Source organism: Mesorhizobium yinganensis (genome assembly GCF_040081985.1).
In the GTDB taxonomy this organism is placed as follows: Bacteria; Pseudomonadota; Alphaproteobacteria; order Rhizobiales; family Rhizobiaceae; genus Kumtagia; species Kumtagia yinganensis.
The window spans coordinates 192,642-207,057 of the sequence record NZ_JBEBMH010000003.1 but is presented as its reverse complement, the minus strand read 5'-3'; the positions used below and the strand labels follow the sequence as shown (position 1 = coordinate 207,057).

Genomic DNA, 14,416 nt, shown 5'->3' with positions numbered 1-14,416 from the left:
AAAGCGGGAACCGCATGACGCTCCGCATCATCTTCATGGGAACGCCGGATTTTTCGGTGCCGACGCTGAAGGCCCTGGCCGAAGCCGGCCATGAAATCCTGGCCGTCTATACCCAGCCGCCGCGGCCGGCCGGCCGGCGCGGGCTCGACCTGACGCCGTCGCCCGTGCAGCGCGAGGCTGAGCGGCTGGGCGTTACCGTGCGCCATCCCATTTCGTTGAAATCGCAGGCAGAGCTGGAGGCCTTCGCCTCGCTCGGAGCGGATGTCGCGGTCGTCGTCGCCTATGGACTGCTCCTGCCGCGGGCGATCCTCGAGGCGCCGCGGCTGGGTTGCTTCAACGGCCACGCCTCGCTGCTGCCGCGTTGGCGCGGTGCAGCGCCGATCCATCGCGCCATCATGGCGGGCGACGAGGCGACCGGCGTGATGGTCATGAAGATGGAGGAAGGTCTGGACACCGGGCCGGTCGCGGCCTCGACCCGCATTCCGATCGGCCCCGACATGACCACGGGCGAGTTGCACGACCGGCTGAGCGAGCGCGGCGCCGTGATGATGGTCGAAGCGATGGCCGAGTTGGAGCGCGGCTGGCTGGTGCTGACGCCCCAGGCGGATATCGGCGTCACCTACGCGAAAAAGATCGACAAGGCGGAGACGCGCATCGACTGGTCGCGGCCGGCGCAGGAAGTGCATGATCACATACGCGGGCTCTCGCCCTTCCCCGGCGCATGGTGCGAATTCCCCGCCGGTGCGAAGAAAGAACGGCTGAAGCTGCTGCGCTCGAAAGTCTCCTATGGCGAAGGCGCGCCGGGAACGGTTCTCGACGACCGCCTGACGGTCGCTTGCGGCAGCGGCGCGGTGCGCCTTGTCGAAGTCCAGCGCGCCGGCGGACGTAGCGTCGAGGCCCAGGAATTCCTGCGCGGTGCGAAACTTGCCCACGGAGACAGGCTGTCATGAGCGGCGCGATCGTCAGGACGGCGCAAACCGGCGACCGAAGCGCCATTCATGCCCTGGTCGAGCGCGCTTTCGGCCAGGCGCTCGAAGCCGATCTCGTCGACCGTCTCGCCGCCGACGGCGATGTCGTCCTGGAACTGGTTGCGGAGAAGGATGGCGGCCTCGCCGGCCATGTCCTGTTCTCGCGACTGATCATCGAGGGCGACGGCGTGTCCTGCGCCGCGGTGGCGCTGGCGCCGCTCGGCGTTGATCCTGATTCGCAGCGCACCGGCATCGGCGCGGCGCTTGTCGAGGAGGCCCACCGCCGCCTTGAAGCCGCCGGCGAAAAGCTCTCGGTCGTGCTCGGCGACCCAGCCTACTACAGCCGATTCGGGTACCGGCGCGGTCCCGCGGAAGGATTTTCGAGCGACTATCAGTGCGATGCGCTGCAGGCGCTCGCTTGGGGCGTGGCGCCGACGGCGGGTCGGCTGGTCTATGCACACGCCTTCGCGGTTCTGTGACCGATGCCGCGCTACCGCCTCGACATCGAGTATGACGGGACGCCCTATGCCGGCTGGCAGCGGCAGGACGGGCCGCGTTCCGTGCAGGGCGCGATCGAACAGGCGATCCGGAATTTTTGCGGCGATGCGGTCAGCCTGCGGGCGGCGGGCCGAACCGACGCCGGCGTGCACGCGACCGCACAGGTCGCCCATGCCGATCTAACAAAGGACTGGCCGGCCGACACCGTGCGCGACGCGATCAACGCCCACCTGAACAGCGCGGGCGAGACGGTCGTCATCCTCGCCGCCTCGGTCGCGAGCCCCGATTTCGATGCGCGGTTTTCCGCGACTGGCCGGCGCTATCTCTACCGCATTCTCAATCGCCGCGCCCCTGCGGCGCTCGAAAAAGGCCGTGCCTGGTGGGTGCCCAAACGGCTCGACGAGCAAGCAATGCACGACGCCGCCCAAATGCTGGTCGGCCGCCACGACTTCACCACCTTCCGTTCCGCGCAATGCCAGGCGGACAGCCCCGTGCGCACGCTGGACCGGCTCGATGTAAGCCGCGACGGCGACGTCATCGAGGTGCGCGCCGCTGCCCGTTCCTTCCTGCACAACCAGGTGCGCTCGATGGTGGGTTCGCTGAAACGTGTGGGCGAGGGCGGCTGGAGCGCCGACGACATCGCCGCCGCGCTTGCCGCCCGCGACCGCGCCGCCTGCGGGCAGGTGGCGCCGCCGGATGGGCTTTACCTCGTCGGCGTCGAATACGGCACGGTCAGGCCGAGCACTCCCTGAAGGGTGAAAAGCACGACCAGCGAAGCGACGAACATGGCGGCAAAGACGGCTGTGCCGATTGCCGCTCCCTTGCCAACGGCGGCATTTGTCAGCCGCCAGCCGAGAACCAGCGAGGCAATGTAGAGCAGCAAGGAGAGTAGCATCGTCGCGTCATTCGCCGAAGGCGCAATCAGCTTGAGGACCGCGATCGGCAGCATAAGCCAGACGAGCAGCACCGTGCCCCAGTTGGAGGCGACGACGTAGGCGACGAAACGATCGCCAAGACCGGCCGGTTTTGCGGAAAGGGCGAAGACGGCCAGCGGCAAGAGCCAGGTTCCGAGATCCACCACCGCCAGCCGGACGACCACGCCGAAGCGCGAGATCGTGCCGATGTCGCCTGCCAGTTGGTCGGCGACGGAAACCCAGCCGAGGATCATCGCCGGCAGGGCGACCACGATGGAAAAGAACGAATTCCAGAAGCCGTCGACGCTGAGATCGAGCAGGCGCAAGCCGTCCGCCTTGCCCAGCAGCAGCCGCCAGGCTCCGGTCAGGCTGCGTTGTATTTCCTCGGCCGGCAGCATTTCTTCATCCGAACCAGTCTTGCAGGAAGCGCTGGTAGATTTGCGTCAGCGTTTCCAGGTCCGACAGCGCCACCCGCTCGTCGACCATATGCATGGTCTTGCCGACGAGACCGAACTCGACCACCGGGCAAAAATCCTTGATGAAGCGTGCGTCGGAGGTGCCGCCGGAAGTCGACAGCGTCGGCGTCCGGCCCGTCACCGCGCCGATCGACGCCGACAGCGTGTCGACAAGCTTGTCGTCGCGGGTCAGGAAGACGTGGCTCGGGCGGTCGCGCCAGACGAGTTCGAAATCGACGCGCTGCTTGCGGCCGGCGCGGTACTTCTTACGCCCGGCGGCGCGGTCAAGCCGGTTATGAATCTCGGCCTGCAGGGTCTCGTCGGTCCATGTGTCGTTGAAGCGGATGTTGAACACCGCCGATGCTCTTGCCGGAATGACGTTCGAGGCCGGATTGCCAACGTCGACAGTGGTGATCTCCAGATTGGTCGGCTGGAAATCCTTGGTCCCCTTGTCGAAGACCGGAACCAGCAGCGCGTCGAGCAGCGACATCAGCCCGCGTACCGGATTGTCGGCCAGGTGCGGATAGGCGACGTGGCCCTGCCTGCCGTTGACGGTGATGATGCCGGACAGCGAGCCGCGCCGGCCGATCTTGATCATGTCGCCCAGCGCGTCCGGATTGGTCGGCTCGCCGACGATCGCGGCGTCCCAGGTCTCGCCGCGCCCAGCCGCCCAGTCGAGCAATTTTGTCGTGCCGTTGATCGACGGTCCTTCCTCGTCGCCGGTGATCAGCAGCGACACCGAGCCGCGCGGCACGCGGCCCCCGGCGATCTCTCGCGCCACCGCCGCGACGAAACAGGCGATGCCGCCCTTCATGTCGACCGCGCCGCGCCCATACATCTCGCCGCCGCGCACCTCCGCGCCGAAGGGCGGCAGCGTCCACGCCGCCTGGTCGCCCACCGGCACCACGTCGGTATGGCCGGCGAACATCAGATGCGGGCCGTTGCCCGACCGCCGTGCGTAGAGGTTTTCAACGTCCGGCGTGCCGTCTTCGGAAAAGGTCGGTCGGTCGATCGAAAAGCCCATCGGCTGGAGCATCGCCTCCAGCGCCGACAACGCACCGCCTTCGGCCGGCGTCACCGAAGGGCAACGGATCAGTTTCGCCAGGTTTTCGGCGGGATCGACGGGCAGCGTCATGCGGAACAAATCATCATGGTGTCGGACGGAAGAGTCAGTGCGGCTTCGCCAAACGCAAGTCAACGAAAAGCAAGGGTATTTTGCGGCGAGGCCCGATCGATGGCGGGCTCTGGACCTGCCGCGGTTCCATCCTCTCGCGCTCTTGCCTGCATGGAAACAGCCGGCGCGCCACCATTCCATGGCGCATGGCTTCGATCACGGCCCCGGCCCTTGCCGTTAAACCAACCGGAAACCATAATTGCGCAAGGCGCGGCCGGCGTCCCGCCATCAATCATTCGGCAAGCGACAAGCGCTAGCGTTCGGTACACCTTCGGAGAAAAGTGGACGCCATGCTGGACAAGGTTGAAAGACCATCTGTCGGCACGCCTTTGCTGACCATGGACGAAGCGCGTCTCCGCGACCCGGACAATGGCGCGTTGGCGACGCTGCGCGGCTGGGTCGAATCCTACCTGATGCGTGGTCACGACGAACTCGGACGCACCGGCGCCGTCTGCCCCTTCACCAAGCAGGCGGCAAAACTCGATCTGGTTCGCCTCGCCATTTGCGAAGCGGGGCCGGACGGCGAGGAAGATGCGTTTAAGGTCATCCGCAAGGGTTTCGCCGACCTCGAAGCCATCCCCTGCAAACCCTCCATGCGCCATTTCCGCACCGTGATCGTCGGGTTCCCCAATTGCGGATCGCCACAAGGCATCGACATGCTGCAGCGCGTGCAGCGCCGGCACAAATTCTATTCGCTCGCTCGCTTCCGCATGATCGGCTTCATGCACGCGACCAACGACGCGCCGGGCCTGTGGAACCCCAAATTCCGGCCGTTGCGCGCGCCGCTGCCGGTGCTCGCCATCCGCCATCTGGTCGAGCAGGACGCACCCTTCGCGGCTCGCCACCCGCTGCTGCTCGCACCCTATCTGCTGCGCTTCCCGATCGCCGGGCCGAAGCGGCTTCTTGCATACATGCGCGGCGGCGGGTGAGCGGACTTGGCCTGCGGGGGGTGGGAGTGTCGATTGCGGACGGCGTGCGACCGCACAGCCTCGTCATGAACTCAGCGCATGATATCGGTATCGTTTCAACGCTCGACGCCTTCGAGGCGTTGCGAGCGGAATGGGACGCGCTGTTCGACAGCGCCGCGCTGCCGCGGCAACTGTTCCAGAGCCATTCTTTCCTTTCGCATTGGGCAAGGCACTATCTCGACCCGTCGATGACGCTGCACATCATCACAGGCCGGCAGCATGGCCGGCTGGTCATGATCTGGCCGCTGGTTAGGCGGCGGCGGTTCGGCCTTACGCTGCTGCAATTCATGGGCAGCCCGGTAGCGCAGTTCGGCGATATCCTGCTTGACCCAACATCCGATGTCCAGGCTCTGGCTCAGGCCGGATGGGCCGCCGTCGAGCGCTCCGGAGCCGATCTCTTCTTCGCACAGAAGGTTCGCGAGGATTCCACGTTCTTTCGCCTTTGCGGCGGCCATCGGCCGGCCGTCATCGAAAGCCAGCAGGCGCCGTTCGCCGACCTAGCCGTCCGCGTTTGCTCCAGCGGGCCGGGCAGCGCCTACTCGCCGCGCGACCGCTCGGCCTATCGCCGCCGGCTGAAGCGTCTCGCCGAGGGCGGGGACCTCGCCTTCGGCGCCTTCATGCCGGGACCAGAGGCAGCGGTATTGGCGCGTCAGGCCATCGCCTTCAAGCTGGATCAGCTCAAGCGCCATGCGATCCTGTCGCCGACGCTCTCCGATCCGCGTTTTTCCCTCTTCTTCGCGGATTGCGCCGCCGATCCGGCGTCGTCGCTGCGTGTCTCAACCCTTGAGCGCGCCGGCCGCCCGATCGGCATAGACCTGTCCTTCGACTGCCAGGGCAAAAGTTTCGGCCATGTCATCGCCGCCGACCCGGATTGCGAGCGCGAGGGCGTCGGCGGGCTCTTGATCCACCATGTGTTTGCCGCCGCCGCGCAGCGCGGCGCCACCGCCTTCGACATGATGGCGCCCGCCGATCCCTACAAGCTGCGTCATGCCGACGGCCAGACTGCCATCCAGGACCAGGCCTTCGCCTTCACGCTGCGCGGCCGGCTCTATTGCGAAGCCGTGCTGAGATATGCACGGCCATTGGCGAAAGCACTTGCAAGAAAATTGCCGACGGGGCTCGTGCAGAGATTTGTCGAAACCGCCCGTTAGCCATTCGTTTTCGCGCTGGGCAGATTTCTTCCATCCACGCAAGGTTGTCCGGCCTGATCGGGCTTGGCTTGTGTGCTCCGGTCGCGCTAGATGGAAGCGCAAGGCCCAAAACGGGCGCTGCGCCCGTAGCTCAACTGGATAGAGCACCGGACTTCGAATCCGGGGGTTGGGAGTTCAAATCTCTCCGGGCGCGCCAACGCTTTTCGCAATAAAAACAATGTGTTGGCGCGTATCTGCCTCTTCGATAGAGGCCAGAACCATGTTGCATCATGCTGCAAGCTAACCCCTTGTTCTGCAAGGGAACGCAATGGGGGGCAAGCGCTTCCATGCAACATGAAATGCAGCACAGCAGCACGGCAGCAAAAAGCTCATGGATGACAAAAATACGTTGCATTACAGTGCCTTGCGGAACGTTGCGTTGTGTGCTGTACTAGCGCTGTAGACAGGATTCACAGGCATATCGGTCCGTCAGCGTTTGCTGGCTAGGCCTGTCCCGTAGCCAAACGGGGCCTCAAGCGTTAGCCGCGCCGTCCTGTCGCATCCCTGATTCGCCGTATCCTGCCGCTCGATGGCGCTTAGCCATTGGAGCGATCGGATGGACGATACGAAAACTGAAAATGACCTCGAACTAATTTGGGGTGGCGAAGCCATTGCGCGCGAACTCGGGCGCAAGCTGCGCATCACCCAGCACATGCTTGAGAAGGGGCACATCAAGGGCGCCAAGAAAGTCTGTGGCCGGTGGTGCGTCTCCCGTCATGCCCTCCGCAAATTCTTCGAGGTGGAGGCGGCATGATCACTCAAGAAAATGGCCACCAGTCCTGTATCAGAGGATTGGCGGCCAAAGCACTGATGCACCTCAAAGGTCTTACGGCGTCGCAGAAATCAGCCGTACGAGCCTTCCACAACAATACCTGCAACAACCTTAAATTGCAAGGGGTTGCAGCGAATGTCACCCAAGATTGAACTCTGTGATATTGATGAGGCGCGGCGATTTCTAGAAGTTCTCGACCCAGAGGCATCGAAGTTTACTTTTCAAACCTTCGATGACGACAAGGATCGCAAGGAACCCGCACTCGCCCGCACGCTGCATGGGTCTCTCGATGAACACGCGACCGCCTTGCAACGTCTGAACGACCGAGGGGCTGGCGTATTCGTTACGGTCAACGAGACGAACGGCAAGGCACGGACAGCCGACGACATTGTTCGCGTCAGAGCAGTTTTCGTGGACCTTGATGGCGCGCCGATTGAACCGGTCGAACGATACATCTGCCCGCCACACATGGTTGTCGAAACGTCCGAGGGCAAATGGCACGCCTATTGGTCGGTGGACGGCCTGCAACTGAATGAGTTTGAGGCCGCTCAGAAAGCGCTGATCGAACGCTTCCACGCGGACAAAATGGTCAAGGACCTGCCGCGTGTCATGCGACTGCCGGGCTTCTTCCATCGCAAAGGGCAACCACAGAAGGTCAGGATCAAAAGAATCCGGCAGATGGCTGCATACGCCGCCGACCAGTTCCGCCAGCAGCCCGCCGCCGCCAGCACAAGCGCACCCAGAGGCGAGAAGAGCGAGGACGGGGACAGCACGGAGGCGCTGCGGGTGCTTGATGCACAGTGCGCCCGTGTCGCCAGCACACCAGACGGTAGCAAGGCGCGAAACAACAATCTGAACATTGCGGCATATACGGTCGGCGGTCTGGTCGGTGCCGGCTTGCTCGATGAGTCCGATGTGCGCGAGCGCTTACTTACTGCCGCTGATGATTGCGGCCTGAAGCGGAAGGAAGCGAACCTCACCGTCACCTCTGGGTTGACGGCTGGTAAAAAGGCACCGTGGAAGCCAAGCTTGGTTCTTGATCCGCAGGACCCAATGCGCAGCGCCCGCAAGCTCGTCAACGCCCGATACATGCACGAATCCGGGTCGCGTCTGATCCATCGACACAAGGATGCGTCTTGGTGTTGGAACGGCTCATGTTTCGAGCTGCTGAGCAAGGAGGACATCCGCGCCGTTGTCTACAGCTTCGCCGAACGAGCACGGATGATGACCAAGGAAGGGCCAACCTCTTTCAAGCCCAATCAGGACAAGGTCAGCAACATCGTAGACGCCCTGAACGCCTGCACCCATCTGAACGATAACTTCGACACGCCAACATGGCTCAGGGGCGGCGACGATCTGCCACCGCCAAGCGAGTTCATGGCCGTTGCAAACGGGCTGCTGCACCTGCCGAGTTGCGAGCTTTGGAAGCCAACGCCGAACTTCTTTAACACGGCGGCGTCAACTGTTGCCTTCGATCCCGACGCCCCGTCGCCAAGGAACTGGTTGGCGTTCCTCAAGCAGATATTTGTCGAGGACATTGAAGCCCAGCAAGCGTTGCAGGAGTTCTTCGGCTATTGCCTGTCCACCGATACGTCGCAGCAGAAGATCCTGCTCATCAAGGGTCCTCCGCGTTCGGGAAAGGGTACCAGTGCTCGCGTGCTGCGCGAACTAGTCGGGCCGAACTTCGTGGCAGGTCCGACGATGGGCAGCTTGTCGGGCGAGTTCGGCCTTGAGCCACTAATCCCTCGACCGGTCGCCATCATATCAGATGCTCGCATTGGTGGGAAAACCGACAAGGCGGCAGTGACGGAGCGCCTGCTTGCAATCTCAGGCGAAGACACGATGAGCGCCAACCGCAAGAACAACTCGTTCTGGCATGGGAAGCTGCAAACGCGCTTCATCATCATCACGAACGAGTTGCCGGCCCTTGCCGATGGATCGGGCGCGCTGGCGAACCGCTTCATCATCATCGTGTTGGAACCTTCGTTCCTCGGCAATGAAAACCCTGGGCTGTTCGATGGCCTCAAACCTGAGATGCCGGGAATTCTGAATTGGGCGATTGAGGGTTATCACCGCCTCCGCAATCGAAGGCATTTCGTTCAGCCTACCAGTTCGCAGGACGCGTTGAATGAGATCATACAACTCGGATCGCCCGCCCATGCGTTTGTCGCGGAATGCTGCAATGTGGGAGCAGGCATCCAATCCCAGACCGAAAGCATCTGGGAAGCGTGGAAAGCGTGGTGCGTCCGCAACGGCAACAATCAGGGAAGCAAGAGTTGGTTCAGCCGCAATCTGAAGTCGGCCGTTCCCGGGCTTCGGATCACTGAGCACTACGACGGCGGCGAGCGTCAATCGTACTACGTCGGCATCGACGTGGCCAAGGAGAAGAAGGAACCGCTCCCGGCCGACGTCCCGTTCTGAGTGCGACGAGTGACGTGTCACCCAGCACACCGGGCATAACACAGCATTTGCGCATAGCATTATACCCTTTGGCGCTTCGCAGCACCCAGCTTTACTCCCCAGAAGATAGGGAAATGCTGGGTTATGCTGGGTTGCTAGGTGGAAAATGCGTCGAATGCCCCATGCTGGGCGCTGCAAAAAGCTGATGAGATGAATCGGTGAAAATGCGGCGCTTTTCCTGCGCCGCCCGTCGCCAACGCCTCAAGTACAGCGCGAAAACTATACTAACGGATTTTATATCCGTTAGTTAGGCGATAAGCGATTGTAATTGCGCCTTTATTTTTTATCTGTTGCGTTCATGTTGCCTGCCGCCCTATGCTGCGCACAAGTATTTCATCAACATAACTCGTGCTTAGGTCGTCAATGGACACCTTCTCGCCACTATCAGGTAGGTCTACCGCCAAGTCTAAGATCGCGAACGGCAGCGCAATGCTTCTGGGTGCCAAGGACGAGCGATCCGTTTACGTGCGTCGGATGAAAGAGATCATCGCGGAGTACGTTGAAGACTTGGGCAAGGAGCTAACTGCCGCCGAGAAATCGATTATCCGCCGCGTTGCGGTGCTGACCATCCAGTTGGAGAAGCTGGAAACGCGCTTCGCGGAGGACCCGACGGTAGGTGAGCGTACACTCGACCTCTACAACCGCACAGCCGGGAATCTAGGGCGCTTGCTTGAGCGGCTAGGCATCAAACGTAAGGAGAAGCCTGCCCTCACGTTGGAAGCCTACCTCAAAGCGAAGGCCGACGCGCGATGAGGAAGCTTGTGTCCATGCGCGAGGCACTGGCCGATAGGAACCTATTCGGCACCATCTTAAACGGCGATAGCTGGCAGGTGTGGCGCATTCTGCTCATAGCCTTGATGGGCGAGCCGCTGACCGCTGATGAACGGACGATCTTCACTGCTCTGACGAAGCGCGAGCGTGAGCCTCTGCATCAGGTGGAAGAGTTCTGGGGCATCGTCGGCCGTCGCGGTGGCAAGACGCGCGCCATGTCCGTCCTGTCAGCATACCTCGCAGCGCTATGCGACTGGAGCGACGTGCTAGTGCGTGGCGAGCGTGGCAAGCTGCCGTACATCGCGTCAACGCAGAAGCAGGCATCCAACGCCTTCGAGTACGCCAAGGCGATCTTCGACCTACCCGTATTCCGCCTGCGTTTGGCGGGAGAGCCGACGGCTGACTGCATCAGTCTCGACAATCGCATCGACATTGAGATTCGGGCTGGCAACTGGCGGTCGATTCGGGGCGTGACATCGATTGCCGCCCTGTTTGACGAGCTTGCGTTTTTCCAAAGTTCCGAGGAAAGCGCGAACACCGACAAGGACATTCTCACCGCTATCAGGCCGTCCCTCGCAACGACCGGCGGACCCCTGATCGCAATCACATCGCCATTCGCGAAAGCGGGCGAGGTTTATCAGGCCGCTCAGCAGTACTTCAAGCCGGACGCCGATCCGCTGATACTGGTGGCGCGCGGAGCAAGCCGTGATTTCAACCCGTCGCTGCCTCAGAAGGTGGTTGATCGTGCGATGCAGCGCGATCCCGCTGCTGCGAGTGCGGAGTACTTAGGCCTCTTTCGAGACGACATCTCAAACTTTGTCGATCCTGAAATTGTTGCAGCATCAATCATGTGCGGAATTGGTTTGGTGCTGCCGAACAAGCATCGGACGCCATATACTGCGTTTGTCGATCCGTCAGGCGGATCAAACGATTCTTTTACTCTGGCAATCGCGCATGACGGCCTGAATGACAGGAATTGTGGCGATGATCTTATCCGACTCGACCGGATAGAGGAAGCGCGACCGCCTTTCCGTCCGGGTGAAGTCGTCGCGAAGTTCGTCAAGGTACTCCGTGAATACGGAATTTCCGTCGTGCATGGCGATTCCTATGGCGCTGAATGGGTCCGGGACGCCTTCGCCCGTCACGGTATCACCTACGTGCGCTCCCCGTTGACACGCTCAGACCTGTATCTGAATTTTTTGCCGATCCTCAACAGCCGCGCCGTCCAGCTTCTGGATAACCCCCGCATGGTCAGCCAGTTCTCTGGGCTACAGCGGCGCGTGACGAACAATCGCGAAGTCGTCGACCACCCCAGTAATTCCCACGATGACGTGGCTAACGCGGCAGCCGGAGCGGTTTGCCTCGTAGCGCGGCGGCGCGCTGGCCCGCGGACCACTGTTTCCACGGTGAGGACATGACCATGATCGCGAGCGGCGATTACATCAGAAGCAGCAGCGGTAACATCTGGATCGTCCAGTTCGCCGTCGATGAGCCCATTCTCAAAGGCCAGCATCTGATGCTGGCTCGCCGCGTCATCACAAAGGACGGCGTCGACGAAATTCTCCACTGCTTCCGTGACGAGAACGAGCTCTACACCGGCTGGCTCGGATCAACCGAATTCAACCTGGGCGACCGCTTCGACTTTGAAGGCGAGGATGCAACCCTGCATTCCATGAAAGGGATCGCGGCCAGCCTGCGCCTGCCGGACAGCACCTTCGAACCTGTCTGGCTGTGGCAACTGGCGATGATGGACCACGCGCTCCAACAGGGTTCGCCAGTCAGCTTCCTTTGCGCGAGTCAGAGGTGGGCGAAGGAGGCCGAGATATGAGCGTCGCAATCGGTGACATCGTTGAAACGAACGGCGAGCTTTATGTCGTCGCCGGATTCTTCAAGCAGCCAAACGGGCCGCGAATGAACAAAGTGGCGCGGCTCGTTCGCAAAAACTCGAACGGCACGACGACCAGTTTCACGATAGCGCCCGAGGGCGTTGACTTGATCGAGTCACCGGTTTTCGAACCCGGCGCTCGTGTGACGGTCGATGGCCTACCGGGTGCTGTCGTCGAGACGATCCCGGACGAGGGCATCGTCAACGTCCTGCTCGACGCCAGAACGAAACCGCTCAAGGGCGGCGACAACCTTCAAATCGACCCCAGCATATCCCGCCAATTTCTGTGGCGTCTTGTGTTGGAGAACAAACTGTGAACGGAGGCTGATATGAAGATCGAAACCATGACGCCCGAAGAAGCCAAGCGGAGGACCCGCCTAACGCTTCCGCCCAGCTTGGACGAAGAGACCGTTGCGCATGTTGCAGTCCGCGACAAGCAGACGGGAGAGATTTCCGACCCTGCTGTCGCTGGACTAGCTGCGGCGGTGAAGATCGCGAGGGAAGAAGCTGCGGCGCCGATCAACGTCGAAAAATTCACGCTGTCGGATACCACGTTGACCGCCGACGCTGCCCTGCTCAGCGTTGCGCAGGCGGCATTGGCGAGCGGCACCCGTGTAGCTACGCGCCTTGACGCTGCTCGCGGGCGGGCAAAGGCGGAAATCGAAAGCATCAACAAGCGGACAAGCTGCCCTCCGGCCCCGACAGGACCGGTCTTCGGCCTTCAGCACGAAATCGAAATCCGCACGGCGCTTGCAGGTATGCCTGAGAGAGTGCGCGAGAGCACGATTAATGACGCATTCAAGACCAAGGACTTGTCCATCATCGGCGCGGTATTGCGTGCCCCTGCATTCCTCAGTGGTGTTGGCAAGGCCAGGCTGGAGTTGATCCGGGCGCAATATCAGCGCGAATTCCATCCGGGCGATGCCGAGCGGGTGGACGTGCTCAACAAGGCGCTGGAGGCGACGGAACGGGCCGGCGTCTTGTTCATGAAGATGGTCCGCGAGGCCAGCGAAAGCCCGGTGATCCAGCTAGCGCAGGCAGGCGTCCGCAATCGTCGCGAGGCCGAGCAGGCGCTGAAAGCAAGGGGAGTATGAACCATGGACAGGAACGCGACCCATTTCCCTGATGGCTCATTTGCGGCCCCTCGCCATGTCGCCAACATTGACGACATCCCTGAAAGCCATCGCGATTGGTACGAGCCGCATAACGGCGGCCCGAAAGCGTTCCGCCTCAAGCAGCACATTTGGGCTCAGTTCAAGGAGTACATCGAGCAGATTGAGACCGTTGAGCGCGAGACGACTGAGGGTATCGCCAAGCTCGATGCACGACTTGCAGCCTCCAAACTCGCCCGCCACACGGAGCGCGTGATGGCGGCGCTGTCTGCTTCATTAGCAGCCGCGAATACTCCGACTACGCTGATACGGGGCGCTGCCAGCATCTTGCTTGAGCAGCATCATTGGGAGATCGAGACCGGCTACGACGACGAGGCCGTGATTTCGGCTGATACTCCGTTCGGACTGCAATCGGTGGACGGGCTGGTGGAGAACTTTCTGGAATCGGAGGACGGTGCTGGCTTCCGCCCGAAGAAGACCGCACCGAGCGACGGCTTCTTCACGTCCATGATCGCCCAGATGAAAATGCGCAGGTAACTGCTTAGTTTATCGAACGCGCAGCCGCCATGATCTCCTCAAAAGCCTCCGTCTTATAGTAATATTGGCCGCCGAATGCACCCGGATTGCTCCCAATATACAACAATCCACGCGACACCATATCTGCTAGCTGGCTATTAATCTCCTGCTCTGGAGAGACATAGTCGCGTTGACGGTACTTTACGATATCTCTATCATCGACAAATAAGTGAAACCCATCGAAATCTTTTGCTTGTGATTTAGCTACGAAAATTGCGTTGATGTCGTATAGAAGATTCAGATCCTCGGACGACATTGCTTCCAAACGACGGGCCGCGCGTCGTACCTTCCCCGGATCGGCGCTGGGGCGTGGGAGTTCTCCGGCAAACAAGTTTGCAAGAATCCTAAGATTATGAATGTACTCGCCACGCCTGACAGCCTCCAGGTACCCAAAAATATTCGGAATCAGGTGCTCGTAGTCAGGATTCGTGAGGAGGTGAATGTTGCCTTCCTTCACTGCTGCGAACAGTATTTCACGCGCTTGCGTCTCCCTGCGCTCGAGATAAGATTGTGCGGCCCGAGTTACCGTCGCCCCAAACGGGATAGCAGCAAGCGAGAGTCCGTCTTCTATAAGAGACGAAACATATTTCGCTGCGTCGCGCGCGCCCTCCGTGGGGCGCGGAACCGGCAAGTAGTCGGAAGTCTCCGTTGACATAGTCACGCCTCTCAAAAA

General features: G+C 61.5%; 17 protein-coding genes and 1 tRNA gene. 15 read left to right on the top strand and 3 right to left on the bottom strand.

Features of this window, described 5'->3' with window-relative positions:
- Positions 1–14: 14 nt before the first annotated feature.
- The 3 genes from fmt to truA are packed head-to-tail and all read left to right on the top strand — an operon-like array spanning position 15 to position 2,218.
- A complete protein-coding gene (gene fmt, locus ABMA59_RS08130; RefSeq protein WP_349004835.1) occupies positions 15–950 on the top strand; it encodes a methionyl-tRNA formyltransferase in 936 nt (311 codons plus the stop codon).
- Positions 947–1,447 (top strand): GNAT family N-acetyltransferase, encoded by a 501-nt coding sequence (locus tag ABMA59_RS08125; RefSeq protein ID WP_349004833.1) that lies wholly within the window; start codon positions 947–949, stop codon positions 1,445–1,447. Before fmt ends, ABMA59_RS08125 begins: the two co-directional genes overlap by 4 nt.
- A gap of 3 nt (positions 1,448–1,450) precedes the next feature.
- On the top strand, positions 1,451–2,218 hold the full coding sequence (gene truA / locus ABMA59_RS08120) for a tRNA pseudouridine(38-40) synthase TruA (RefSeq protein WP_349004832.1): 768 nt from the start codon (positions 1,451–1,453) through the stop codon (positions 2,216–2,218).
- Here truA and ABMA59_RS08115 read toward each other — a convergent pair.
- Positions 2,170–2,778 carry a transporter gene (locus ABMA59_RS08115; protein ID WP_349004831.1) on the bottom strand — a complete coding sequence of 203 codons (609 nt, stop codon included), beginning with the start codon at positions 2,776–2,778 and terminating at the stop codon, positions 2,170–2,172. The genes truA and ABMA59_RS08115 overlap by 49 nt on opposite strands.
- A gap of 4 nt (positions 2,779–2,782) precedes the next feature.
- Positions 2,783–3,970: a succinyl-diaminopimelate desuccinylase gene (gene dapE / locus ABMA59_RS08110; RefSeq protein ID WP_349004830.1), complete on the bottom strand. Its 1,188-nt coding sequence runs from the start codon at positions 3,968–3,970 to the stop codon at positions 2,783–2,785.
- 329 nt (positions 3,971–4,299) lie between these two features.
- On the opposite strand from dapE, the gene ABMA59_RS08105 reads away from it, so the two are divergent.
- The 12 genes from ABMA59_RS08105 (at position 4,300) to ABMA59_RS08050 (ending at position 13,704) form a co-directional block, all read left to right on the top strand.
- Positions 4,300–4,938 (top strand): DUF6875 domain-containing protein, encoded by a 639-nt coding sequence (locus ABMA59_RS08105; RefSeq protein ID WP_349004829.1) that lies wholly within the window; start codon positions 4,300–4,302, stop codon positions 4,936–4,938.
- Between the two features lie 26 nt (positions 4,939–4,964).
- Positions 4,965–6,128, top strand: coding sequence for a GNAT family N-acetyltransferase (locus tag ABMA59_RS08100; protein WP_349004828.1), 1,164 nt, complete (start codon positions 4,965–4,967; stop codon positions 6,126–6,128).
- Positions 6,129–6,247: 119 nt separating this feature from the next.
- Positions 6,248–6,324: transfer RNA gene (locus ABMA59_RS08095), tRNA-Arg, on the top strand.
- 399 nt (positions 6,325–6,723) lie between these two features.
- Positions 6,724–6,921 carry a DNA-binding protein gene (locus ABMA59_RS08090; protein ID WP_349004827.1) on the top strand — a complete coding sequence of 66 codons (198 nt, stop codon included), beginning with the start codon at positions 6,724–6,726 and terminating at the stop codon, positions 6,919–6,921.
- Positions 6,918–7,091, top strand: a complete 174-nt coding sequence (locus tag ABMA59_RS08085; RefSeq protein ID WP_349004826.1) for a hypothetical protein — start codon at positions 6,918–6,920, stop codon at positions 7,089–7,091. The genes ABMA59_RS08090 and ABMA59_RS08085 overlap by 4 nt, the downstream gene beginning before the upstream one ends.
- A complete protein-coding gene (locus ABMA59_RS08080) occupies positions 7,075–9,360 on the top strand; it encodes a phage/plasmid primase, P4 family (RefSeq protein ID WP_349004824.1) in 2,286 nt (761 codons plus the stop codon). Before ABMA59_RS08085 ends, ABMA59_RS08080 begins: the two co-directional genes overlap by 17 nt.
- 513 nt (positions 9,361–9,873) lie before the next feature.
- On the top strand, positions 9,874–10,152 hold the full coding sequence (locus tag ABMA59_RS08075; RefSeq protein WP_349004823.1) for a hypothetical protein: 279 nt from the start codon (positions 9,874–9,876) through the stop codon (positions 10,150–10,152).
- 14 nt (positions 10,153–10,166) lie between these two features.
- Positions 10,167–11,588 (top strand): hypothetical protein, encoded by a 1,422-nt coding sequence (locus ABMA59_RS08070; protein ID WP_349004822.1) that lies wholly within the window; start codon positions 10,167–10,169, stop codon positions 11,586–11,588.
- Entirely contained in the window at positions 11,585–11,998 is a 414-nt protein-coding gene (locus tag ABMA59_RS08065) for a hypothetical protein (protein WP_349004821.1), read from the top strand. The genes ABMA59_RS08070 and ABMA59_RS08065 overlap by 4 nt, the downstream gene beginning before the upstream one ends.
- Positions 11,974–12,372: a hypothetical protein gene (locus ABMA59_RS08060; RefSeq protein WP_349004820.1), complete on the top strand. Its 399-nt coding sequence runs from the start codon at positions 11,974–11,976 to the stop codon at positions 12,370–12,372. Before ABMA59_RS08065 ends, ABMA59_RS08060 begins: the two co-directional genes overlap by 25 nt.
- 12 nt (positions 12,373–12,384) lie before the next feature.
- Positions 12,385–13,149, top strand: a complete 765-nt coding sequence (locus tag ABMA59_RS08055) for a hypothetical protein (protein ID WP_349004819.1) — start codon at positions 12,385–12,387, stop codon at positions 13,147–13,149.
- Positions 13,150–13,152: 3 nt separating this feature from the next.
- Positions 13,153–13,704, top strand: a complete 552-nt coding sequence (locus ABMA59_RS08050) for a hypothetical protein (protein ID WP_349004818.1) — start codon at positions 13,153–13,155, stop codon at positions 13,702–13,704.
- A gap of 4 nt (positions 13,705–13,708) precedes the next feature.
- Here the strand turns inward: ABMA59_RS08050 and ABMA59_RS08045 are convergent, their stop codons facing one another.
- The gene (locus ABMA59_RS08045) at positions 13,709–14,374 is read right to left on the bottom strand and encodes a hypothetical protein (RefSeq protein ID WP_349004817.1); all 666 of its coding nucleotides are present in this window, start codon (positions 14,372–14,374) and stop codon (positions 13,709–13,711) included.
- Positions 14,375–14,416 lie beyond the last annotated feature (42 nt).

What these genes read in the sequence shown, in the direction of transcription:
- ABMA59_RS08105 (WP_349004829.1), top strand. Translation starts at nt 4,300, where the DNA reads ATGCTGGACAAGGTTGAAAGACCATCTGTCGGCACGCCTTTGCTGACC.
- ABMA59_RS08090 (WP_349004827.1), top strand. Translation starts at nt 6,724, where the DNA reads ATGGACGATACGAAAACTGAAAATGACCTCGAACTAATTTGGGGTGGC.
- ABMA59_RS08055 (WP_349004819.1), top strand. Translation starts at nt 12,385, where the DNA reads ATGAAGATCGAAACCATGACGCCCGAAGAAGCCAAGCGGAGGACCCGC.
- fmt (WP_349004835.1), top strand. Translation starts at nt 15, where the DNA reads ATGACGCTCCGCATCATCTTCATGGGAACGCCGGATTTTTCGGTGCCG.
- ABMA59_RS08115 (WP_349004831.1), bottom strand. Translation starts at nt 2,778, where the DNA reads ATGCTGCCGGCCGAGGAAATACAACGCAGCCTGACCGGAGCCTGGCGG.
- ABMA59_RS08075 (WP_349004823.1), top strand. Translation starts at nt 9,874, where the DNA reads ATGAAAGAGATCATCGCGGAGTACGTTGAAGACTTGGGCAAGGAGCTA.
- ABMA59_RS08125 (WP_349004833.1), top strand. Translation starts at nt 947, where the DNA reads ATGAGCGGCGCGATCGTCAGGACGGCGCAAACCGGCGACCGAAGCGCC.
- ABMA59_RS08085 (WP_349004826.1), top strand. Translation starts at nt 6,918, where the DNA reads ATGATCACTCAAGAAAATGGCCACCAGTCCTGTATCAGAGGATTGGCG.
- ABMA59_RS08065 (WP_349004821.1), top strand. Translation starts at nt 11,585, where the DNA reads ATGACCATGATCGCGAGCGGCGATTACATCAGAAGCAGCAGCGGTAAC.
- ABMA59_RS08070 (WP_349004822.1), top strand. Translation starts at nt 10,167, where the DNA reads ATGCGCGAGGCACTGGCCGATAGGAACCTATTCGGCACCATCTTAAAC.
- ABMA59_RS08080 (WP_349004824.1), top strand. Translation starts at nt 7,075, where the DNA reads ATGTCACCCAAGATTGAACTCTGTGATATTGATGAGGCGCGGCGATTT.
- dapE (WP_349004830.1), bottom strand. Translation starts at nt 3,970, where the DNA reads ATGACGCTGCCCGTCGATCCCGCCGAAAACCTGGCGAAACTGATCCGT.
- truA (WP_349004832.1), top strand. Translation starts at nt 1,451, where the DNA reads ATGCCGCGCTACCGCCTCGACATCGAGTATGACGGGACGCCCTATGCC.
- ABMA59_RS08050 (WP_349004818.1), top strand. Translation starts at nt 13,153, where the DNA reads ATGGACAGGAACGCGACCCATTTCCCTGATGGCTCATTTGCGGCCCCT.